The 21,672-nt window shown below is 71.4% G+C and carries 20 protein-coding genes; 17 read left to right on the forward strand and 3 right to left on the reverse strand.

Annotated features, from left to right (window positions below; genetic code table 11):
* Nucleotides 1–11: 11 nt before the first annotated feature.
* Nucleotides 12–563 (reverse strand): DUF3515 domain-containing protein, encoded by a 552-nt coding sequence (locus FCL41_RS05415; RefSeq protein WP_170970289.1) that lies wholly within the window; start codon nt 561–563, stop codon nt 12–14.
* A gap of 13 nt (nt 564–576) precedes the next feature.
* Entirely contained in the window at nt 577–810 is a 234-nt protein-coding gene (locus tag FCL41_RS05420; RefSeq protein WP_137066468.1) for an Lrp/AsnC ligand binding domain-containing protein, read from the reverse strand.
* 166 nt (nt 811–976) lie between these two features.
* Between FCL41_RS05420 and FCL41_RS05425 the strand changes: the two genes are divergently transcribed.
* The 15 genes from FCL41_RS05425 to FCL41_RS05495 all read left to right on the forward strand — a co-directional run bounded on the left by FCL41_RS05425 (nt 977) and on the right by FCL41_RS05495 (nt 18,779).
* Nucleotides 977–1,927 carry a thiamine-phosphate kinase gene (locus tag FCL41_RS05425; protein WP_137066470.1) on the forward strand — a complete coding sequence of 317 codons (951 nt, stop codon included), beginning with the start codon at nt 977–979 and terminating at the stop codon, nt 1,925–1,927.
* A 185-nt stretch (nt 1,928–2,112) separates the two neighbouring features.
* On the forward strand, nt 2,113–2,298 hold the full coding sequence (gene rpmB, locus FCL41_RS05430; protein ID WP_137066472.1) for a 50S ribosomal protein L28: 186 nt from the start codon (nt 2,113–2,115) through the stop codon (nt 2,296–2,298).
* A 191-nt stretch (nt 2,299–2,489) separates the two neighbouring features.
* Nucleotides 2,490–4,136: a DAK2 domain-containing protein gene (locus FCL41_RS05435; protein ID WP_137066474.1), complete on the forward strand. Its 1,647-nt coding sequence runs from the start codon at nt 2,490–2,492 to the stop codon at nt 4,134–4,136.
* Nucleotides 4,137–4,140: 4 nt separating this feature from the next.
* Complete coding sequence (locus FCL41_RS05440; protein WP_212723163.1) at nt 4,141–6,384, forward strand: ATP-dependent DNA helicase RecG; 2,244 nt, start codon at nt 4,141–4,143, stop codon at nt 6,382–6,384.
* On the forward strand, nt 6,381–6,980 hold the full coding sequence (gene rsmD, locus FCL41_RS05445) for a 16S rRNA (guanine(966)-N(2))-methyltransferase RsmD (protein WP_137066476.1): 600 nt from the start codon (nt 6,381–6,383) through the stop codon (nt 6,978–6,980). The genes FCL41_RS05440 and rsmD overlap by 4 nt, the downstream gene beginning before the upstream one ends.
* A gap of 2 nt (nt 6,981–6,982) precedes the next feature.
* On the forward strand, nt 6,983–7,474 hold the full coding sequence (coaD, locus tag FCL41_RS05450) for a pantetheine-phosphate adenylyltransferase (RefSeq protein ID WP_137066478.1): 492 nt from the start codon (nt 6,983–6,985) through the stop codon (nt 7,472–7,474).
* 163 nt (nt 7,475–7,637) lie between these two features.
* Nucleotides 7,638–8,162: a YceD family protein gene (locus FCL41_RS05455; RefSeq protein ID WP_212723164.1), complete on the forward strand. Its 525-nt coding sequence runs from the start codon at nt 7,638–7,640 to the stop codon at nt 8,160–8,162.
* Nucleotides 8,163–8,226: 64 nt separating this feature from the next.
* Complete coding sequence (gene rpmF / locus FCL41_RS05460; protein ID WP_137066482.1) at nt 8,227–8,412, forward strand: 50S ribosomal protein L32; 186 nt, start codon at nt 8,227–8,229, stop codon at nt 8,410–8,412.
* Nucleotides 8,367–9,140 (forward strand): ribonuclease III, encoded by a 774-nt coding sequence (gene rnc, locus FCL41_RS05465; RefSeq protein ID WP_137066484.1) that lies wholly within the window; start codon nt 8,367–8,369, stop codon nt 9,138–9,140. The genes rpmF and rnc overlap by 46 nt, the downstream gene beginning before the upstream one ends.
* Nucleotides 9,141–9,149: 9 nt before the next feature.
* Nucleotides 9,150–10,001 carry a bifunctional DNA-formamidopyrimidine glycosylase/DNA-(apurinic or apyrimidinic site) lyase gene (gene mutM / locus FCL41_RS05470; protein WP_137066485.1) on the forward strand — a complete coding sequence of 284 codons (852 nt, stop codon included), beginning with the start codon at nt 9,150–9,152 and terminating at the stop codon, nt 9,999–10,001.
* A gap of 164 nt (nt 10,002–10,165) precedes the next feature.
* Nucleotides 10,166–10,369: a hypothetical protein gene (locus FCL41_RS05475; protein WP_137066486.1), complete on the forward strand. Its 204-nt coding sequence runs from the start codon at nt 10,166–10,168 to the stop codon at nt 10,367–10,369.
* 197 nt (nt 10,370–10,566) lie between these two features.
* On the forward strand, nt 10,567–14,118 hold the full coding sequence (gene smc, locus FCL41_RS05480) for a chromosome segregation protein SMC (protein ID WP_138868052.1): 3,552 nt from the start codon (nt 10,567–10,569) through the stop codon (nt 14,116–14,118).
* An 88-nt stretch (nt 14,119–14,206) separates the two neighbouring features.
* Nucleotides 14,207–14,395 (forward strand): hypothetical protein, encoded by a 189-nt coding sequence (locus tag FCL41_RS05485; RefSeq protein WP_137066488.1) that lies wholly within the window; start codon nt 14,207–14,209, stop codon nt 14,393–14,395.
* A 21-nt stretch (nt 14,396–14,416) separates the two neighbouring features.
* Nucleotides 14,417–15,595, forward strand: coding sequence for a signal recognition particle-docking protein FtsY (ftsY, locus tag FCL41_RS05490; RefSeq protein WP_137066489.1), 1,179 nt, complete (start codon nt 14,417–14,419; stop codon nt 15,593–15,595).
* 25 nt (nt 15,596–15,620) lie between these two features.
* A complete protein-coding gene (locus FCL41_RS05495) occupies nt 15,621–18,779 on the forward strand; it encodes a glycosyltransferase (RefSeq protein WP_170970290.1) in 3,159 nt (1,052 codons plus the stop codon).
* A gap of 6 nt (nt 18,780–18,785) precedes the next feature.
* On the opposite strand, the gene FCL41_RS05500 is transcribed toward FCL41_RS05495, so the two are convergent.
* Complete coding sequence (locus tag FCL41_RS05500) at nt 18,786–19,676, reverse strand: glycosyltransferase family 2 protein (protein WP_239021794.1); 891 nt, start codon at nt 19,674–19,676, stop codon at nt 18,786–18,788.
* A 190-nt stretch (nt 19,677–19,866) separates the two neighbouring features.
* Here FCL41_RS05500 and FCL41_RS05505 point away from each other — a divergent pair, with 190 nt between their 5' ends.
* Nucleotides 19,867–21,225: an ammonium transporter gene (locus FCL41_RS05505; RefSeq protein WP_212723165.1), complete on the forward strand. Its 1,359-nt coding sequence runs from the start codon at nt 19,867–19,869 to the stop codon at nt 21,223–21,225.
* Nucleotides 21,222–21,560 (forward strand): P-II family nitrogen regulator, encoded by a 339-nt coding sequence (locus FCL41_RS05510; RefSeq protein WP_137066491.1) that lies wholly within the window; start codon nt 21,222–21,224, stop codon nt 21,558–21,560. The genes FCL41_RS05505 and FCL41_RS05510 overlap by 4 nt, the downstream gene beginning before the upstream one ends.
* Nucleotides 21,561–21,672: the final 112 nt, after the last annotated feature.

Below are 21,672 nucleotides of genomic sequence, written 5' to 3' on the forward strand. Positions count from 1 at the left end.
TCGGGCTGCGGTCAGGAGCAGGGCCGCACCTCGTCGAGGTGCTCCTTGATCGGAGCAGCCAGGGTGCGCAGGTGCGTGTCAGGACCCTGGAAGCGCTGCTGGGCCGGGATGTCCAGACGTACGCGCGGTGCGTGGCTCAGCACCGTCATGGAGATGTCACTCTCCGGGTCCTTCAGCTGGGCGTCCGGGATGAACCACCCGACGCCGTCGAGCTCGCTGCAGCGCGCGAACGCGTCGTACTCGGGGGGCTCGGGCGCGCCGCAGGTCAGCACGACGGGGTCGTCCTCGCCCCACGCGGCGCCGATGCCGCCGGAGACCTCGACCCGCTCCTGCCCGAAGAGCTCGTCGGGCAGGTCCTCGACCAGCGCCTCGCAGGCAGCCCGCTCGTCGTCGTCCAACGCCTCGCTCTCGATCTCCACGGGGGAGGAGCCGCAGCCTGCGACGGCGAGGGTCAGGGCGACCACGGTCAGTGCGGCCACGGGTGCGAGCAGGCGGGAGGTGCGGGTGCGGGTCGTGCGGGCAGGGGAGAGTGGTGCCGCGTTGCGGCGGTGTCGCAGTGTCACGGTCAGGGCACGGTCAGATGTGGACGACCGGGCAGGTCAGCGTCCTGGTGATGCCCGCCTGGTTCTGCACACGTGAGACCACCAGGCGGCCGAGCTCGTCGACGTTGCGTGCCTCCGCACGCACGATGACGTCGTAGGGACCGGTGACGTCCTCGGCGCTGGTGACGCCCTCGATCTCGGCGATGGCTGCTGCCACCTCGGCGGCCTTGCCGACGTCGGTCTGGATGAGGATGTACGCCTGCACCATGGGGGCTCCCTTGCTCGCGTTCGACGGCGACTCACCCGCAGGGCGTCCACCGGTGGTGACGCTGGGACGCCAGGTGACGTCGTGGCCAACCTACAGGGCGCTCGTACGCACCCGAAAGGCTTGTCGGTGCACGGCCTGCGACCGCCTCTCTGGTGAGATGGGGACCATGGCACTGTCTGACGAGACCCCCCTGTCCGAGGTCGGCGAGTTCGAGCTCATCGAGGCGTTCATCGGCCTCTACCCCCAGGGTGACGACGTCGTCGTCGGACCCGGGGACGACGCGGCCGTCCTGCGCATCCGCAACGGCCACGTCGTGGTCTCGACCGATCTCATGGTCGAGGGGCGGCACTTCCGACGCGACTGGGCGTCGGGCAACGACGTGGGACGGCGTGCGGCGGCCCAGAACCTCTCCGACATCAACGCCATGGGCGGTGCCGCCCACTCAATGACGGTCGGCCTCACGCTGCCCGCCGACCTCGAGGTGGGGTGGGCGCTGGACTTCGCCCGAGGCTTCGCCGACGAGTGCGCGAAGGTCGGGGCGCAGGTGATCGGTGGTGACACGACCCGCGGGGAGCAGGTGGTCATCGCGGTCACCGCGATCGGTGCCGTGACGCGCGCGCCGGTCCTGCGCTCCGGGGCCCGCCCCGGCGACGTGGTCGCCCTCTGCGGACGTCAGGGATGGGCGGCCGGGGGTCTTGCGGTGCTCACTAGGGGCTTCCGTTCGCCGCGCGTGCTCGTCGAGGCCTACCGCAGCCCGGAGCCGCCGTACGCCGCTGGCGCCGACGCCGCCGAGGCGGGTGCGACCGCGATGATCGACGTCTCCGACGGCCTGGTCGCCGACGCCGGACACCTGGCCGCCGAGTCGGGCGTGGCGATCGACCTCAGGACCGAGTCGTTCGAGATCGCGGAGCCCTTGCACGCCGTGGGCTCGGCGCTGGGCGCCGACCCGATGCAGTTCATCCTCGGCGGGGGCGACGACCACCCGTTGCTCGCCACCTTCCCCTCCGCCTCGGCCGTGCCCCTGGGCTGGCAGGTGATCGGCCAGGTCGACGAGGGCAGCGGCGTCACGGTCGACGGCGCTCCCTACGAAGGTCCGAGCGGGTGGGTGCACTTCTGAGCCGAGGACCGAGTCGTGGACCGAGTCGTGGAACGGGCCGTGGAGCGGGGGGTGAACCCCGCCAGGACCTCGATTTCACCCGGTGCTGGATGTCGGCTACTCTGGTGCGGTTGCTTGCTGGGCCAGAACATTGAGGCCAGTGCGAGCACCACGTCGAGAAACCAACGAACTGATCGGAGTGCACGGTGGCTGCCGTCTGCGACATCTGCGCCAAGAAGCCGGGCTTCGGCAACAACCGTCCTTGGTCGCGCAAGATCACGAAGCGCCGCTTCAACCCGAACATCCAGCGCGTCCGCGCCACGGTGAACGGGTCCCCCAAGCGCGTCAACGTCTGCACGGGTTGCCTGAAGGCCGGCAAGGTCGCGCGCTGACCCATCACGTCGCTGGCTCGACCAGCGTCCCGAGGACCTCGATGAGCCCGCGCTCTCGAGGTCTTCTGCATTTCCACGGACTACGCCTCCCCATCGGCGCATCCCACTAAGGTGTGCTTCCACGCGCCCTCGGGGGGCCGGCCCGAGGCTTCTTTCCGTGACCATCCACGCCCAGACCCAGGAGCAGCCGCATGGAGCAGGTGCCGAACGGGATCCGTCTCGCCACGGTGCTGCGCTTCGTCGACGTCGCCACGGATGCCCTGAGCGCGGCGCGTGAGGAGATCGACGCCCTCAACGTCTACCCGGTGCCCGACGGGGACACCGGCACCAACATGTTCCTCACCTTCTCGGCAGCCCGCGACGCGGTGCGCGAGGCCTCCGAGGGCGGCAACGACCTCGTGGCCGGTCTGGCGGCCTTCCGTCGCGCGGCTCTCCTGAGCGCCCGTGGCAACTCGGGCGTGATCCTGAGCCAGATGCTCGGCGCTCTGGCTCACCGGCTGGAGCGCGCCGCCCCCGGCGAGGAGACGGCCCACGTGATGGCTGACGCCATGCGGTTGGCCACCGAGGCCAGCTACGAGGCGGTCGCCGTGCCGGTGGAGGGCACCATCCTCACCGTGGCCCGCGCGGCCAGCGACCGGGCCGTCGCCCTGGTCCGCGACGCGGAGGGGCCGGTGACCCCCAGCGAGCTCTTCACCGCCGCCGCCGCGGCCGCGCGCGAAGCCTTGGCGCTGACCCCGACCCAGCTCAAGGTGCTGGCGGACGCGGGCGTCGTGGACGCGGGTGGGCGAGGGCTCTGCGTCGTCCTCGACGCCGCCGAGCGGGTGCTCACCGGGCGCCACCCCGTCTCCGAGCCGGGCCACCACAAGACTCCGCGCATTCCTGTGAGGGTCCCCGAGGACGAGCTGAGTGAGGGGGGGCCCTCGTACGAGGTCATGTTCCTGCTCGACGCCGCCGACGAGGCGGCCGTGGGAGTGCTGCGCAGTGAGCTGGCCGCGCTGGGTGACTCCCTGGTGGTCGTCGGCGGTGAGGACCTGTGGAACGTCCACGTGCATGTCGACGACGTCGGCGCCGCGATCGAGGCCGGCATCCGCGCCGGCCGCCCCCACCGGATCCGCGTCACCCACTTCGCCGAGCAGGTGGCCGAGCACCGCCACCGCGACGCCTCGCTCACCGGGCGCAAGGTCGTCGCGGTCACCTTCGGCGACGGGTTGCGTGACCTCTTCGCCGCCGCCGGGGCCCTGGTCGTGGAGGCAGGCGTGGGGAGACGTCCCTCCACCGGGGAGATCCTGGCCGCCATCGAGGAGAGCGGGGCAGCCGAGGTCGTCGTCATGCCCAACGACCCCGACTCCCTGCGGGTCGCCGAGATCGCCGCACGGACTGCCGAGGACGGTGGTCAGGTGAGGGTGGCGGTCATCCCCACCCAGGCCCAGGTCCAGGGGCTCGCGGCCATCGCAGTGCACGAGCCCGGCCGTTCCTTCGAGCAGGACGTGCTCGAGATGACGGCCACGGCCCGCCACGCCCGCCACGGCGCGGTCACGGTGGCGGCGCGGCAGGCGTTCACCACCGCAGGACCGTGCGAGGTGGGCGACGTCCTCGGCGTCATCGAGGGCGACTTCGCGATCATCGGCTCAGACCTCTTCGAGGTGGCCAGCGGCGTCGTCGGACGACTGCTCGGCGCCGGTGGCGAGCTGGTGACGCTGGTCTCGGGCTGCGACGAGCACGCTGCTGCCCTGGCCGAGCGCTGTGCCGCGTGGGTGGAGGAGACCTACCCACTGGCCGACGTCGTCGTCTACGAGGGCGGTCAGGAGCGGTACCCGCTCCTGATGTCGGTGGAGTAGTCCCGTGGTCGCCATCACCCCGGACACCCCGATCGCCGCCGTCTTCGGCAAGTCGGTCAAGAAGCGCAAGGCGGTGGAGGAGGGCCTCGGCCTCGCCACCGTGGGAGACCTGCTCTGGTACTTCCCACGCCGCTACGTGCGCACCAGCGAGCTCAGCGAGGTGGCCACGCCGGTCGAGGGCGAGCTGCTCAGCGTCGTCGGTGAGATCACCTCCAGCGAGGTGAAGCAGTTCGTCAACCGGCGCACCCAACGGATGAGTCACCGGCTCGAGGTGCGGGTGAGGACCCAGGGCCCGGAGTTCACGATGACCTTCTTCCTGCCCTACAAGGGGATGGCGGAGGCGGAGCAGCGTCGCATGGCCGTGGGCAGCCGAGGCATGTTCACCGGCAAGGTCCAGGTCTTCAACCGCTCGTGGCAGCTGGCGCAGCCGCACAGCGTGGTCTTCGGTGGGGGAGAGGCCCCCGACGAGGACGGCGCAGGCAGCAGCGACGAGGCTCTCGCGGCCAGCCTCAAGGGACTGATGCCGGTCTACCCACTGACCGCGAAGCTCTACTCCTGGGACCTGCAGAAGACCATCCAGTTCGCCCTGGAGGTGGTCACCGGCGTCGAGGACGTCTTCCCCGAGCACCTGCTCGCACGCTACGACCTGCTCGACGTGATGACCGCTCTGCGGTGGATCCACGGCCCCGACGACCACAGCCAGGTGACCCGGGCGCAGCAGCGGTTCCGGTTCACCGAGGCGCTGGTCCTGCAGCTCGTCCTGGCCCGTCGCCGCGCGGCGTTGCGTGCCCAGGGTGCCCAGGCGCGTACGGGAGGGGTGAGGGAGCTGCTCGCGACCTTCGACGCGCGCCTCCCCTTCGAGCTGACCGCCGGCCAACGTGAGGTGGGGAAGGTCATCGAGGCCGACCTCGCCCAGCCCCATCCGATGAACCGCCTGCTCCAGGGGGAGGTGGGCTCGGGCAAGACGCTGGTCGCCCTGCGCGCCATGCTCCGGGTCGTCGACTCCGGGGGCCAGGCCGTGCTGCTGGCGCCCACCGAGGTGCTCGCCCAGCAGCACCACCGCTCCATCACCGCGATGCTCGGTGACCTCGCCGCGGGCGGCATGCTCGGCGGCGCCGAGGACGCCACCCGCGTCACCCTGCTGACCGGGTCGATGGGCAAGGCCCAGCGTCAAGCCGCGATGCTCGACATCGCCACGGGTGATGCCGGGATCGTGGTCGGCACCCACGCCCTGCTGGAGGGCAACGTCACCTTCTTCGACCTCGGCCTGGTGGTCGTCGACGAGCAGCACCGCTTCGGCGTCGAGCAGCGCGCCGCCCTGACCGACAAGGCCGCGACGCCTCCGCACGTGCTCGTCATGACCGCCACCCCGATCCCGCGGACCGTGGCGATGACGGTCTTCGGCGACCTGGAGACCTCGGTGCTGCGCGAGCTGCCGGCCGGCCGGGCCCCCATCTCCTCCCACGTCGCACCGCTCTCCGAGCAGCCTCACTGGGAGCAGCGGGTGTGGCAGCGCGTCGCAGAGGAGGTGGCCAAGGGGCACCAGGTGTACGTCGTGTGCCCCCGCATCGCCGGTGACGAGCTGGAGGCAGGGGAGAGCGACGCCCCGCGGGAGGACGACCGAGCCCCGCGCCGACCGCTGGCTGCGGTGGAGGAGGTCGCGGCGATGCTGGCCCAGGGTCCGCTGTCGGGAGTCAGCGTCGAGGCGTTGCACGGGCGCCTGGCGCCCGACGCCAAGGAGCAGGTGATGCGACGGTTCGCCGCGGGGGAGGTCGACGTCCTCGTCTCCACCACCGTGATCGAGGTCGGTGTCGACGTCGCCAACGCGACGATGATGGTGATCCTCGACGCCGACCGGTTCGGGGTCTCGCAGCTGCACCAGCTGCGTGGCCGCGTCGGTCGTGGTGGACTGCCCGGCCTCTGCCTGCTGGTCAGCCACGCCGAGACCGGCAGTGAGGCCCGCGAGCGCCTGGAGGCCGTGGCCGCGACCACCGACGGGTTCGAGCTGAGCCGCGTCGACCTGGAGCAGCGCCGCGAGGGCGACGTGCTCGGCAAGAACCAGAGCGGTTTCCGCTCCAGCCTGGAGAACCTGCGGGTGCTCCGGGACGAGAAGACCATCGTGGCGGCTCGGGAGGCTGCGGACGCACTGCTGGACGAGGACCCGGACCTCACCAGCGCGCCGGGGTTGGCGCGACTGGTGGCCGAGATCGAGGACAGCTCCCGTTCCGACTACATGGAGAAGGCATGACGCGGATCATCGGGGGACAGGCCGGCGGACGACGCCTCGCCACGCCCCGCGGGCAGGCCACCCGGCCGACGAGCGACCGGGTGCGAGAGGCGCTCTTCTCGGCCGTGGAGTCGTGGTGCGGCTCGTTGCACGGCCTGCGCTTCCTCGACCTCTACGCCGGTTCCGGTGCCGTGGGGCTGGAGGCCTGGTCACGCGGCGCCGGGGTGGTGACCTTCGTCGAGCAGGACCGGCGTACGGCAGCCCTGGTGCAGTCCAACGCGCGCGACCTCGGCTTCGCGAAGCCCGACGTACGCAGCTCCTCGGTCCAGGCGGTCCTGGCGACCTCGCCGGCCGCGCCGTACGACGTGGTCTTCTCCGACCCGCCCTATCCGCTGGAGAGCGAGCGCGTCGACGCCGACCTGGTCGCCCTCGTGCAGCAGGGCTGGCTGGTGCCCGGGGCGCTGGTGGTCGTCGAGCGGGGGGTGCGCAGCGCGGCCCCGACATGGCCCGAAGGGCTCGTGGGACGTCGGGAGAAGAAGTACGGCGAGACGGTGCTTTGGTACGGTCACGCCGACGAGGACGACGACCCCGACGGCCTCGACGACCCCGAGGAGTGAGCGTGCGCCGTGCAGTCTGCCCCGGTTCCTTCGACCCGGTGCACAACGGACACCTCGACATCGTCCGGAGGGCCTCCGGTCTGTTCGACGAGGTCGTGGTCGCGGTCGGCACCAACCCGTCCAAGAGCCGGCTCTTCGACGCCGACGAGCGCATGGAGATGCTGCGCCGGGCCGTGGAGCCCTTCGGCAACGTCCGGGTCGCCGGCTTCACCGGGCTGCTCACCGACTTCTGCCGCGACAACGACGTGCACGCCATCGTGAAGGGGTTGCGGGCTGCGGGCGACTTCGAGTACGAGCTGCCCATGGCCCAGATGAACTCCCACCTCGCCGACGTCGAGACGGTCTTCGTGGCGACCGAGCCGACCTACGGGTTCGTCTCCTCCAGCCTCGTCAAGGAGGTGGCCGGCCTCGGGGGAGACGTGGCGGCCTTCGTCCCGCCCTTCGTGCTCGAGCGGCTCACGGCCCGCCTCGCCGAGCGGTCCCGGCAGTCGTGAGTGCTCCTGGCCGGTCGAACGACCCTGTGAGGACTGTCACGGACAGTGGCTCGACGCGACCCAGTTTTGCCCAGCCGCACGCCGGGCGGTTAGAGTTCCCTAGTTCTGTTGTGCCGAAGATGAAAGTGGGCCAGTGAGCCGTCTGGACCCGAAAGCGCCGCTCGTGATCGACACTCGCGAGCTTGGCCGCCGCCCGGGAAGCCAGCGCGAGCTGTCCCTCTCCGTCCCGGCACCCGCAGAACTTGGCATCGAAGTGCTCCGTGTCCCCGAAGGGGAGCAGATCCAGCTGGACCTGCGACTCGAGGCGGTCATGGAGGGCGTGCTGGTGACGGGCACGGCGCAAGCCGAGCTCGTGGGCGAGTGCGTACGCTGCCTGAAGCCCATCGAGGACGAGTTCCTCGTGGATCTTCAGGAGCTGTACGTGTACGACGACCACCGGCACGACGAGTCCGACGAGGACTTGGACGACGAGGTCAGCAAGCTCGAGGACGACCTGCTCGACCTCGAGCCCCTGTTGCGGGACGCGGTGGTGCTTGCACTGCCGTTCCAGCCGCTGTGCCAGGACGACTGTCCCGGGCTGTGCATCGAATGTGGTGCGCGACTCGCGGACGACCCTGACCATGGTCACGAGGCTGCGATCGACCCACGCTGGGCGGGCCTCCAGGCCCTGAAGCAGGACGAGGACTGAGCCGGTCGAACCCGACCGGACAACGAGCAAGTGGCCGTCATGGCCCAGGCATGAGGAGATAACAGTGGCTGTTCCGAAGCGGAAGATGTCGCGCAGCAACACGCGCCACCGTCGCTCGCAGTGGAAGGCTGTCGCCCCCGTGTTGGTGAACTGTGCCAACCCCGCGTGTGGCGCCAAGCACCTCCCGCACCGTGCGTGCGGTGAGTGCGGCCAGTACGGTGCGCGCGCCGAGCGTCGCCAGGTCCTCTGACCGGGCTTCATCCTCTGACCACGCAGCTGCGCCAGGCGCTCGGGGATCCAGTACTGACCCCCGAGCTGCTTGAGCGCGCGCTGACGCACCGCTCGTACGCGTACGAGAACGGTGGACTTCCCACCAACGAGCGCCTGGAGTTCCTCGGGGACTCCGTGCTCGGCGTGGTGGTGACAGAGACTCTCTACACGAACCACCCGGACCTGTCCGAGGGTCGTCTCGCGAAGCTGCGGGCCGCGGTGGTCAACGCCAGGGCGTTGGCCGACGTGGCCCGCAGCATCGGTCTCGGCGAGTACATCAAGCTCGGCCGTGGCGAGGAGACGACAGGTGGGCGTGAGAAGGCGTCGATCCTGTCCGACACCGTCGAGGCAGTGATCGGCGCCATTCACCTGTCCGGAGGCTTCGAGGTCTCCCGGCAGGTCGTGCACCGCCTCTTCGACCCGCTCATGGAGGCTGCTGCTGCCATGGGCGCGGGTCTCGACTGGAAGACCTCCCTCCAGGAGCTCGCCGCCAGCCACGGGCTCGGTGTTCCGGAGTACGTGATCCAGGACGAGGGTCCGGACCACATGAAGACCTTCACCGCCCAGGTGCGAGTGGGTGGCGACCTCTACGGCCACGGCACCGGACGGTCGAAGAAGGAGGCCGAGCAGGCCGCCGCCCAGACTGCCTACGGCGAGATCTCCGAGGCCCGGGCCGCCGTCGCCCAGGGCGACGACGTCCCTGCCTGAGCCCGTCCCGTGCCCGAGCTCCCCGAGGTCGAGGTCGTACGCCGTGGGCTCCAGGCCCACGTCGTCGGCGCCCGGATCACCGGTGTCGACGTGCTCCACGCGCGCCCGCTGCGCCGTGACCCCCTCGGACCCGAAGGGTTCGCCGAGGCCGTCACCGGACGTACGGTCACGGCCGTGCGCCGCCGCGGCAAGTACTTCTGGCTCGTCCTCGACGACACCGACGCGATGCTGGGTCACCTCGGGATGAGCGGACAGATGCTCGTCAAGACGCCGCAGGCCCCGATCGAGCGCCACCTGCGGGTGCGCTTCTCGCTCGACACCGGGGCCGACCTGCGTTTCGTCGACCAACGGATGTTCGGCGGAGTCAGCTATGCCCCTGGCGGGGCGGTGCTGCCGGCGGAGATCGCCCACATCGCCCGCGACCCGCTCGACCCGGAGTTCGACGCCGAGGCGGTCGCCCGCCGGATGCGCGCCCGCGGCAGCGCGGTCAAGCGTCAGCTGCTGGACCAGACCCTCGTCTCAGGGGTCGGCAACATCTACGCTGATGAGGCGCTGTGGCTCGCCCGGGTGCACGGCGAGCGCCCCGGTGACCGGCTCACCCGCGCCCAGGCGATCGAGGTGATCGGCCAGGCCCGGGCCGTCATGCTCCAGGCGCTCGACCAGGGCGGCACCAGCTTCGACGCCCTCTACGTCAACGTCAACGGAGAGTCCGGCTACTTCGACCGCAGCCTGCACGCCTACGGGCGTGAGGACGAGCCGTGCGAGCGGTGCGGCACCCCGATCCGCCGGGTGGCCTTCATGAACCGCTCCTCCTACTTCTGCCCGCGCTGCCAGCCGGTTCCGCGTCGGCGCAGGGCCTGACGTACGACCCCGAAGCACCCGTACGGCCTCGTGCCTTCGGCAGCCTGACCCGGTGCGGCGATGTGACTGACACCTCCGATCTGGGAATTGACCCGGTCCGTCGAGGGTGGGACTCTTGAAATCGGCCTTCCTTTGGCCTGCCCGCTGACGTCGAAAGGTTCCCGATGGCCAAGGCTCTCCTCGGACATCTCCACACCGACCCCCGCGGCGCCTCCCGAGCGCTCTCGGAGAACGCGCGTCTGCGTCGTCGGGTCGCTGACCTGGAGGCCCTCGTGATCCGCCTCCAGGACGAGAACACCCGTCTCGCCGACCTCGAGACGACCGCTGCCCTGGAGCGCGAGTCGCTCCAGGACATGCAGCCCGTCTGACGCTCTGTCCTCGGCGCCTTCGGGCGCCCACCCGTGCCCGGTCGAGACCCACGGTCCCCGGGAACTTCTGCGCGTCTCCCACCGCGTTCGCTGGCCCGTCGCCGCCAGTCGGCGAATCTGACGCCGCTCACCGGTAGTCTGAGCGCGCCGCAGCGGGCGAGTGCCTGCGCCGGGCGAGAGACGGTGAGGAGGCCCGGGTGTACCTGAAGAGCCTGACCCTGAAGGGGTTCAAGTCCTTCGCCTCCTCGACCACGCTCCAGCTCGAGCCGGGGATCACCTGCATCGTCGGGCCCAACGGCTCCGGCAAGTCCAACGTCGTCGACGCGCTGGCCTGGGTCATGGGTGAGCAGGGCGCCAAGTCGCTGCGTGGCGGCAAGATGGAGGACGTCATCTTCGCCGGCACGTCCGGCCGTCCGCCGTTGGGGCGCGCCGAGGTGCAGCTGACCATCGACAACTCCGACGGTGCGCTGCCGATCGACTACTCCGAGGTGACGATCAGCCGCACGATGTTCCGCAACGGCGGTTCGGAGTACGCGATCAACGGCACCTTCTGCCGACTGCTCGACGTGCAGGACCTGCTCAGCGACTCCGGCATCGGGCGTGAGATGCACGTGATCGTCGGGCAGGGCCAGCTCGACTCGATCCTGCACGCGACCCCGGAGGACCGTCGCGGGTTCATCGAGGAGGCCGCGGGCGTCCTCAAGCACCGCAAGCGCAAGGAGAAGGCGCTGCGCAAGCTCGCCTCCACCGAGGGCAACCTGACCCGCCTGGCCGACCTGCTCACCGAGATCCGTCGTCAGCTCAAGCCGCTCGGCCGGCAGGCCGAGGTGGCCCGCCGCGCCCAGGCCGTGCAGGCCGAGGTGCGTGACGCCCGCGCCCGCGTCGCTGCCGACGACCTGGTCACCGCTCGCAACGTCCTGGAGCAGGACCTCGCCGACGAGTCGCTGCTGGTGCAGCGGCGCGCCGAGGTGGAGGCCGAGCTGGCCAAGGCCCGCGAGGTCGAGGCCGGGCTGGAGGCGTCGCTGCGCGAGGACCTGCCCGCGCTGGCGGCCGCGCAGGAGGCGTGGTTCGCCCTCTCGGGCCTGCGCGAGCGGCTGCGCGGCACCCAGTCGCTGGCGGCCGAGCGGGTGCGCAACGCCCAGGGCGCCGCCGACGACGTCGTCGACAGCGGGCGTGATCCCGACCGGCTCGAGGCCGACGCGGAGCGTGCCCGCGAGCAGGAGGCGACCATCGCCGCCGAGGTCGAGGGGCTGCGTACGGCGCTCGAGGAGGCGGTGACGCACCGACGTACCGCCGAGGACGCCGCGACCGAGGAGGATCGCCGGATCACGGCGCTCCAGCGCGCGGCCGCTGACCGGCGCGAAGGGTTGGCCCGCCTGACGGGACAGGTCAACGCACTCAGGAGCCGTGCCGCCGCCGCCGACGAGGAGCTCGGACGTCTGGCGCAGGCCCGCCAGGACGCGCTGGGTCGCGCCGAACGCGCCGCCGCCCAGTTCACCGCCCTGGAGACCGAGGTCGCCGGACTCGACGCCGGCGAGGAAGGTCTGGACGCCGAGCACGAGGCGGCCGTCGAGGCCCTCGACGCCGCGGAGGCCGAGGTGGAGCGCCTGCGCGCCGAGACCGCCCGGGCCGACAGCGACCGCACCGCGCTGCGCGCTCGCCTGGAGGCGCTCGCCCTCGGGCTGAGCCGCAAGGACGGGACGGGAGCGCTGCTGGCGGCCGGCGAGCAGGTCGACGGCCTGCTCGGGTCGGTGGCCGCGCTGGTCACCGTGCACGCCGGCTACGAGGCCGCGGTCGCCAGCGCCCTGGGCCAGGCTGCCGATGCCGTGGTCGTACGCGACGCCGTTGCCGCCGTCGCCGCCATCGGTCACCTGAAGGACGACGACCTCGGTCGCGCCCAGATGCTCCTGGCTGGTGCGGAGGGCGCAGCCCGCGACTGGCCCGCCCTGCCGGGGGGAGCGGTCTGGGCGATCGACGTCGTCACGGCTCCGAGCGAGCTCGCGGGAGCCCTGTCCCGTGCCCTCGACCACGTCGCTGTGGTGCCCGACCTCGAGGCCGCGCGCACCCTGGTCGAGAGCATCCCCGGTGTCGTCGCCGTGACCCGCGACGGTGACCTCCTTGCTCCCCACCACGCGTCCGGAGGCTCCTCGTCGCAGCCCAGCCTGCTCGAGGTCCAGGCGGCCCACGACGAGGCGGAGCAGCTGCTGGCCGAGGCGACCGCCCGGGCCGAGCGGCTCGGCTTCGAGGTCTCGGGCGCCGAGGCCGTCCGGCTGGAGGCGCACAAGCGCGTCGACGTGGCGCTGGCGCAGCTGCACGAGTCCGACGCCACGTTGGCGGCGGTCGCCGAGGAGCTGGGCCAGTACGGGTCGGCTGCTCGCAACGCCCGGGCCGAGGCCGAGCGCCTCGAACGGGCGATCACCGCGGCCACCGAGGCGCGCGAGAAGGACCTCGCCGGCCTGGTGGACCTCGAGACCCGTCTCCAGCAGGCCCAGGAGGCCCCCGACACCGAGCCAGACACCACCGCCCGCGAGGAGCTGGTCGAGGCCGCCCGCGCGGCGCGTCAGGCGGAGATGGACGCCAGGTTGGCGCTGCGTACGGCGGAGGAGCGGGCCCGGGCCGTGCACGGACGCGCCGACTCGTTGCTGCGCCAGGCCCGCGCCGAGCGGGATAACCGGGCCAAGGCCCAGGCGCGGCGTCAGCGCCTCGTACGCGAAGGTCGGGCCGCCGAGGCCGTCGGGGCGGCCGTCGCGGTCGTCCTGCACGCCCTGGAGTCCTCGGTCAACGAGGCGGCCGAGGAGCGGGCCGCCGTGGAACGCTCCCGCCACCAGCGCGAGGAGCAGCTGATGGCCGTACGTGCCCGGCTGCGCGACCTCACCCGCGACCACGACGAGCTGGTCAACTCCGTGCACCGCGACGAGCTGGCGCGGGCGCAGCAGCGGATGCGGATCGAGCAGCTCGAGGAGAAGGCCGTCGACGAGCTCGGCCTCGACCCCCAGGTGCTCGTCGACGAGTACGGGCCGCACCTGCCCGTGCCCTTCTTCGGCGAGGTGGCCGAGGGGGACGAGGCGCCCGAGCCCGTTGCCTTCGTCCGTGAGGAGCAGCTCAAGCGACTCAAGGCCGCCGAACGTGCGCTGACCCAGCTCGGGCGGGTCAACCCGCTGGCGCTGGAGGAGTTCACGGCCATGGAGGAGCGGCACAAGTTCCTCACCGAGCAGCTCGACGACCTCAAGCGCACCCGCAAGGACCTCATGGACATCGTCAAGGAGGTCGACCTCCGGGTCGAGCAGGTCTTCACCGAGGCCTACGCCGACGTGGAGAAGGCGTTCGACGCGACCTTCGCGCGACTCTTCCCGGGGGGAGAGGGCCGGTTGGTGCTCACCGACCCCTCCAACATGCTCACCACCGGCGTCGAGGTCGAGGCGCGCCCGCCGGGCAAGAAGGTGAAGCGGCTCTCGTTGCTGTCGGGCGGTGAGCGCTCGCTGGTCGCCGTCGCCTTCCTGGTCGCCCTCTTCAAGGCGAGGCCCTCGCCGTTCTACATCCTCGACGAGGTCGAGGCCGCCCTCGACGACACCAACCTCGGTCGCCTCCTGCAGATCTACGAGGAGCTGCGCGAGAGCTCCCAGCTCCTGGTCATCACGCACCAGAAGCGCACCATGGAGGTCGGCGACGCGCTCTGCGGCGTGACCATGCGGGGCGACGGCGTCTCGGCCGTGATCAGCCAGCGGCTGAAGGAGCCAGAACCGGCCTAGTCAGGTGGAGGGTTCCCACCCCTGTGCCACGCTTGTGGTGGACGAGGGCCACGGGGGCCCGACCTCGGCCTGACAGGGAGTTGTGGACGTGCTGGCGGTCCTGCTGATGACGTTGCTGAGCCTGGTCGTGGGCCTCCTCGTGCTCGCCTACGTGGCCTATCCGTACCGAGGCCGCGACGTCCCCCACGCACGGTGGCTGAGCCGGGTCATGCGTCGGGCCGCCGACCGGGTACCGCCGCTTCCCGACGACGAGGAACCCCTGATCCGCAGACGCTGAGTCTCTGGGAGGATGCTCCCCATGGATGCTCTGCCTGGCTGGACCTACGTGCTGATCGCTCTGTCGATCTTGGCTGTGATCGTCGTCGCGGTCGCCATCTCCGTGTCGCTCCGCGCGGGAGGAGGCAAGTCCGTTCCGCCGTCGGCGCCGACCGACGCCGTCACCCCGCCGCCCCGCACCGACCAGGAGGCGCCAGAGGTCACCGCCCCCACCGAGGTGCCCGGCCAGGAGGCCGCGGCGCCGCCGGTGCCGGAGGAGGCGGCTCCCACCCTCGAGCGCCCCGAGGGCACGGCCTCGCGCCTGGTGCGGCTGCGCCAGCGCCTCTCCCGCTCGCAGGGAGCGCTGGGCAAGGGGCTCCTGGCCCTGCTGTCGCGCGACAAGCTCGACGAGGACACGTGGGAGTCGATCGAGGACACCCTGCTGACGGCCGACATCGGGGTCGCGCCCACCACCGAGCTGGTCGACAACCTGCGTACGCGCCTGCGCGTCGAGGGCGGAGAAGCGGGTCACGCGCGCCAGGTCCTGTCCGAGGAGCTCCTCGCCCTCGTCAACCCCGACCTCGACCGTCGCCTGCAGGTCACCGGTGAGGACGGCAAGCCCGGCGTCGTCCTCGTCGTCGGCGTCAACGGCGTCGGCAAGACCACCACGGTCGGCAAGATCGGACGCATCCTCGTCGCCGAGGACCGTTCCGTCGTCATGGGCGCGGCCGACACCTTCCGCGCTGCCGCCGCCGAGCAGCTCGGTACCTGGGGCGAGCGTGTCGGCGTCGACGTGGTCCGCGGGCCGGAGGGTACCGACCCTGCCAGCGTCGCCTTCGAAGCGGTCAAGGAAGGCATCGCGCGCGGCGTCGACACCGTCCTGGTCGACACCGCCGGCCGTCTCCAGAACAAGGCCGGCCTGATGGACGAGCTCGGCAAGGTCAAGCGCGTCATCGAGAAGCTCGCCCCGGTCACCGAGGTGCTGCTGGTCCTGGACGCCACGACGGGTCAGAACGGCATGATCCAGGCACGGGTCTTCGCCGAGGCCGTCAACGTGACCGGCATCGTGCTCACCAAGCTCGATGGTTCGGCCAAGGGCGGCATCGTGGTCGCCGTCCAGCGCGAGCTCGGCGTACCGGTCAAGCTGGTCGGCCTCGGCGAGGGCCCGGACGACCTTGCCCCCTTCGACCCGCAGGCGTTCGTCGACGCCCTGCTGGGCTGAGGGGACCTCGGTGGGGAGCGGTCGGGTGACCTCGGTGCGGCGGGTCCTCTCCCGGGTGCGCGCCAAGGGCGGTGCCCTGCGCCGTCAGGCGCCGACGTCGTCCCCCCGCCCGGTCGGCGCCCGGGTGCGGCTGCTGCTGGAGAGCCCGCTCTTCGACGCCGAGTGGTACGCCCTGCGCACCGGTGCGCAGGGCGACAAGGAGGCGTTGGTCCGCCACTACCTGGCCACCCCGCGGGAGAAACGTACCTCGCCGCAACCGCTCTTCGACCCGGCGTGGTTCGCCCGCTCGTCCGCGATCGACCTGAGCGGCAAGGACCCCTTCCTCGTCTACCTGCGACGCAAGCCGTTCGGCAGGCCGACCCACCCCGCCTTCTCCACCGTCCACTACCGCCGCACCGTCCCGGGCGCCAAGGACCATCCGCACGGCCCGATCGGCCACTACCTGGAGGTGGGTGCGCCCGCCGGCGCTCCCGGCAACCGATGGCTACCGCTGGACGCCGACGGTCGCAGCCCTGATCTGCGGGCCTGGCTGCTGGAGCGCCACCGCGCCCTGGCCGCCCAGGCCGAGGCGGAGGCGCTGCCCGTCGTGACGCGCCGGGCCCTCAAGCACGTGCCCGAGGTGGAGGTCGACCTCGCCTCGCGGGTGGCCGACGTCGTGGTGGACGTCGTGCTGACCCCCGGCGGGAGCGCCGAGCACGTGCGTACGAGCGTTGCGTCGCTGCGGGCCCAGACCCACGGCGCGTGGCGACTCCTGGTGCTCGACGACGAGACCACCGCCGACGTCCTGGAGGCGATCGACGAGGTGGCACCGGCGGGTTCGGTGACCCGGGTGGACGTCTCCGGACTCCGCGGGACCACGGTGCTGGAGAAGGCGCTGGCTTCCGGCCAGGGTGCGTACGTCGCCTTCCTGACCGCCGCCGACACCTGGGCCCCCGACCGGCTGACGCGTCTCCTCGTGGCGGCCGAGCGCGAGCGGGCCGGTGCCGTGGCCGACGTGATGCAGATGGTCCGCGAGGACGGGACCTCCTACCTGTCGCGCGCGGGCATCGGCCACGGTGTCCCGACCCGCCGGGCCGGGATCGCCGCCGAGCGCCTGCTGCTGCGCCGCGCGACCGTGGACGAGGTCGGGCTCGACCGTTCCCTCCTCTCGGCCTGGGAGTTCGCGCTGCTCGCCCGTGTCGCCCAGCTCACCGGCGTGCCGCTGGTCGAGTCCGTCGGGGTGGTCCGCGACCTGGCCGCGTCCCGCGCCGCCCGGGGCCTGCCAGGTCCCAGACGCCCCGTCTTCAACCAGCGCGAGGTCGCGGCGTGGGCCGACGTCGTGCTCAACGACCTCCTGGTCGACTGGGAAGCCGAGGGTGAGGTCGCCCGCGAGGCCGACGTCGTCTCGGTGGTGATCCCCACCTACGCCGACTGGGAGATGACCACCACTGCCGTCGACCGCCTGGTCGAGCTCGCCCCCGAGACCGGCCACCGCCTGCAGGTGGTCGTCGTCGACAACGGTACCGACCCCGACGCCGCGGTGATGCTCGACCTCCTGACGCTGAGGTACGACTGCGTCGAGGTCGACCACCGCGTCACCAACCTCGGCTACGCACTGGGCAACAACGTCGCCGTGCCGAGGCTGCGGGGGGAGACCGTGGTCTTCCTCAACAACGACACCGAGGTGCAGCCGGGCTGGCTCGCGCCGCTGGTGGAGGCGCTCGAGGACGACACCGTCATCGGTGCGCAGCCGCTGCTGCTCTACCCCGACGGAACGATCCAGTGCGCGGGCCTGGCCTTCCCGAGCACCGGCGGGTTGGCGCAAGGCTTCCTGACCGGCTTCCCGCCCGAGGACGCGGCCGGGATCGAGGAGCTGCCCTTCCGCGCCGTGACGGGCGCGTGCCTGGCGATGCGCACCGCCGACGTGGTCGCGCTGCGTGGCTTCGACCCGATCTTCACCAACGGCATGGAGGACGTCGACCTCTGCCTGCGGGCCGCGTCCGTGCGTCCGGGCCGCTTCACCGTGCGCCCCGACTCGGTCGTGGTGCACCACGAGTCGAAGACGCCCGGCCGTCACCGTCACATCTCGGTGAACCGCCGGGTCTTCCTCGATCGCTGGCGCGGCCGGCTTCCCCAGGACGACGTCGACCTGTGGACCACGCGCGGCTTCGACGTGCACGGCCACGCGCTCTCGATCCACCAGCGCCTGGACCGCCACCTGGGGATGGTCGAGCCCGTGCTGGTGCGCCGTCGTGCGGTCGTCTCCGAGGGGCCGCCGCGGCTGCGCTGGGCGATCAAGAACCCGGCTCCCGCGACCCCCGCGGGGGACCTGTGGGGCGACACCCACTTCGCGAGCTCGCTGGCCGAGGCCCTGCGCTCGATCGGGCAGGAGGTCGTCGTCGACCGCCGGGACGCCTTCGACCGCCCGACCGGGCGCCACGACGACGTCAACCTGGTGCTGCGCGGCCTGACGGCCTTCTGGGCCACCGCCGAGAACGTCACCCTCGGGTGGGTCATCTCCCACCCCGAGCACCTCTCGGGGGCCGAGGCGGCGACGTACGACCGCGTGCTGGCCGCGTCGGTGCCGTGGGCCGAGCAGCAGACCCGCCGCTGGGGCATCCGGGTCGACCCGATGCTCCAGGCCACCGACCACCGCCTCTTCCACCCGGACCGGGCCGTGCCCGACACCGGTCACCCGGTCCTCTTCGTGGGCAGCGCGCGCGGGGTCCACCGGCCGATGGTGCGCGACGCCCTCGAGCAGGGGCTGCCGCTGTCGCTCTACGGCACCGAGTGGGAGAGGCTCGTGCCGCGCCGCGTGCTGAAGGGCACCTACCTCGCCAACGCCGACCTCGGCGCCGCCTACCGCTCCGCCGGCGTGGTGCTCAACGACCACTGGGAGGACATGCGGCTCGGCGGGTTCCTCTCCAACCGCCTCTTCGACGCCGTCGCCAGCGGTGCCCGCGTGCTGACCGATGACGTCACCGGCCTCGGCGACCTCTTCGGGCGTTCGGTCCAGGTGGCGCGCACGCCCGAGGACCTCGTACGCCTCAGCTCGCTCGCCGATCCCGACCTGGTCTTCGGCGACGACGAGGAGCGCCGGGCGACCGCGGAGCGGATCCGGCGCGAGCACTCCTTCGAGGCGCGGGCGCGTCGCCTCGTCGAGATCGCCGTCGAGGTCCGGGCCGAGCGCGGCTTCGACCGCTGACGGACCTCAGCCGAGGCTGGCCTCGAGCAGGTCCGGCCGCAGGGCACGTGACCGGAGGTCGGTGAGCCGGTCGAGCAGCCGGGTGTCGTGCTCGACCCATCCGCGCGCCGCCCAGTCGTCGAACTCGGCGGGGGAGGGGCACCGGGCGTCGTAGGTGGCGTGCAGCCTGCCCTCCTTCCACAGCCGGTAGTCGCGCATGCCGTGGTGCTTCGGGCTGGGTCGCAGGTGGGGCGAGGCCTCGTAGCCGCGCCCCGCGTTGACGACCTTGCGCTCGAACTGCTCCCACGAGCGCCACGGCAGGTGCAGGACCTCCAGCGCCACCGACGGGTCCGGCTGGCCGTTGCTCGGCATCGAGGTGAAGTGGTTTCCCTGCTGGACCACGATGTCGCACTCGCCCCGGTGGACCGCGTTGGGCGTGGGGTGACCGTGCAGCTCGCGCTCGAGGAGCAGGTCCTCGGGGCGGTGGTCGCGCCACACCAGGCGGTCGAAGCCGGCGCCGGACTCGGCGGTCGGGCCGATCATGTTGACCACGTCGACGGTGAAGGCGTTGAGGTGCAGGGGAGTGGCCTCCAGTGCCTGGCGGACCGTGAGGGCGGGGTCGCGCGCGAAGACGAACTCGTCGGCGTCGAGGTTGAGCACCCAGTCGGCGCGGTGCTCGGTGCGCGCGCGCCGGGCCATCCGGGTGACCACCTGGTGCTGCTGCTTGCGGTGCTCGGGGTCGTGGTGCAGCTCGACGCGGCCGAGGGCTTCGTACGCTGCGAGCACCTCCGTCGTCCCGTCGACCGAGGCGTTGTCGGTGACCACGATCAGGTCGACGCCCTGGTCGAGGTGGTGCTCCACCATCGCGGCCACGACGTCGACCTCGTCGCGCACCATCAGCGTCCCGATGATTCTCACGGGGTGAGGGTAGCGCCCGGGGCGGACGAGCCGCGGAGCGCGTGAGGGTGACCTTCGCTTCACACGGATGTAACAGACAACGGCAGAGACGTTTCCTGTCTGCAACATGCGGTGCGGCGCAGCGAAATCTCGTGGCACGAGTCTTCTTCCATCAGCCCCGAACCACCACCCGAGAATCACTGGAGGTCCCATGGACACCGGCTATCACGCCTGGATGCTGGTCTCAGCGTCCTTCGTGCTGATGATGACCACCCCCGCGCTGGCGTTGTTCTACGGCGGCATGAGCCGCAGCAAGTCCGTGCTGAACATGATGATGATGTCGTTCAGCTCCGTCGGCATCGTCGGCATCGTCTACGTCCTGTGGGGCTACTCGATGTCCTACAGCACCAACGAGGCCGGTGAGAGCACCTCGGTGCTCGGCCTGTTCGCCAACCCGTTCGAGTGGTTCGGCCTGGAGGGCTACGACCCCAGCGGCTACATCGGCGTCGGCTTCCAGCTCACCTTCGCGGTCATCACCGCCGCCCTGATCTCGGGTGCGGTCGCCGACCGCCTCAAGTTCTCCGCCTGGGTGCTGTTCCTGCCGCTCTGGGTCACCTTCTCCTACTTCCCGCTCGCCCACATGGTCTGGGGCGGTGGTCTCCTGAGCGGTGAGGAGGAGTCCCTCGCGGCCTGGATGTTCGGCGTCACGGACGGGATGGCGAGCGTCGCCCCGGTCGACTACGCCGGTGGCACCGTGGTGCACATCAACGCCGGTGTCGCGGGCCTCATCCTGGCCCTCATGCTCGGCAAGCGCCTCGGCTTCGGCAAGGAGCCGATCAAGCCGCACAACCTGCCGCTGACCATGATCGGTGCCGGTCTGCTGTGGCTCGGCTGGTACGGCTTCAACGTGGGCTCCATCGTCTTCCCCGCTGACGGCACCGAGGAGTCCAACGCCCTCTTCATCGCCGAGACCGGCCTGGTCTGGCTCAACACCACCGTCGCGGCCGCTGCCGCCGTCGTCGGCTGGATGGTCGTCGAGAAGATCCGCCACGGCAAGGCCACCTCGCTCGGTGCCGCCTCGGGTGTCGTCGCCGGTCTCGTCGCCATCACCCCGGCCTGTGGCGCCCTGTCGCCCATCGGCGCGATCATCCTGGGCCTCGTCTCCGGTGCCCTGTGTGCCCTGGCGGTCGGCCTGAAGTACAAGTTCGGCTACGACGACGCGCTCGACGTGGTGGGCGTCCACCTCGTCGGTGGTCTGGTCGGAACGGTCGGCATCGGCTTCCTGGCCACCTCCGGCGGCCTGTTCTACGGTGACGGCGCCAAGCTCCTGGTCGTCCAGGTCGTCATCGCCCTCTTCGCCATGCTCTGGTCGGCGGTCTTCACCTTCCTGGTGGCGCTGCTCGTCAAGGCAGTCATCGGCCTCCGGGTCGACGAGGAGGCCGAGATCGAGGGTGTCGACTTCTCCGAGCACGGGGAGACCGCCTACGACTTCGGCACCGCCGTCGGTCGGGGCCGCAGCCTCGTGGGCAACACCACCACTGACAAGGTCAAGGAAGGAGCGAGCGCATGAAGCTCGTCACCGCAGTCATCAAGCCCCACAAGTGGGAGGACGTCCGAGAGGCCCTCGAGACCTTCGGAGTCGCCGGGATGACGGTCTCCGAGGTCAGCGGCTACGGTCGCCAGAAGGGCCACACGGAGGTCTACCGAGGCGCTGAGTACGACATCGCCCTGGTGCCCAAGATCCGCATCGAGATCGTGGTCGAGGACTCCGACGCAGGCGACATCGTCGACATCATCGTGAAGACCGCGCAGACCGGTCGGATCGGTGACGGCAAGGTCTGGGTCATGCCGGTCGACTCCGTGGTCCGGGTCCGCACCGGCGACAAGGACGAGGCGGCTCTCTGAGCCTCCCCGGCCCCGCCCGTCCCTCGGACGGGCACCAGCACCGCAGATGAGCACGACACCTGAGCAGGCCCACCCCGCACCTCGTCCGGGGTGGGCCTGTCTCGTCCTCCAT

The organism is Nocardioides jishulii, assembly GCF_006007965.1.
GTDB lineage: Bacteria > Actinomycetota > Actinomycetes > Propionibacteriales > Nocardioidaceae > Nocardioides > Nocardioides jishulii.

Bases quoted from the DNA above. Each gene is read 5' to 3' on its own strand.
- FCL41_RS05420 (WP_137066468.1), bottom strand. From the start codon at position 810: ATGGTGCAGGCGTACATCCTCATCCAGACCGACGTCGGCAAGGCCGCC.
- FCL41_RS05425 (WP_137066470.1), top strand. From the start codon at position 977: ATGGCACTGTCTGACGAGACCCCCCTGTCCGAGGTCGGCGAGTTCGAG.
- FCL41_RS05435 (WP_137066474.1), top strand. From the start codon at position 2,490: ATGGAGCAGGTGCCGAACGGGATCCGTCTCGCCACGGTGCTGCGCTTC.
- rsmD (WP_137066476.1), top strand. From the start codon at position 6,381: ATGACGCGGATCATCGGGGGACAGGCCGGCGGACGACGCCTCGCCACG.
- FCL41_RS05475 (WP_137066486.1), top strand. From the start codon at position 10,166: ATGGCCAAGGCTCTCCTCGGACATCTCCACACCGACCCCCGCGGCGCC.
- ftsY (WP_137066489.1), top strand. From the start codon at position 14,417: ATGGATGCTCTGCCTGGCTGGACCTACGTGCTGATCGCTCTGTCGATC.
- FCL41_RS05505 (WP_212723165.1), top strand. From the start codon at position 19,867: ATGGACACCGGCTATCACGCCTGGATGCTGGTCTCAGCGTCCTTCGTG.
- FCL41_RS05510 (WP_137066491.1), top strand. From the start codon at position 21,222: ATGAAGCTCGTCACCGCAGTCATCAAGCCCCACAAGTGGGAGGACGTC.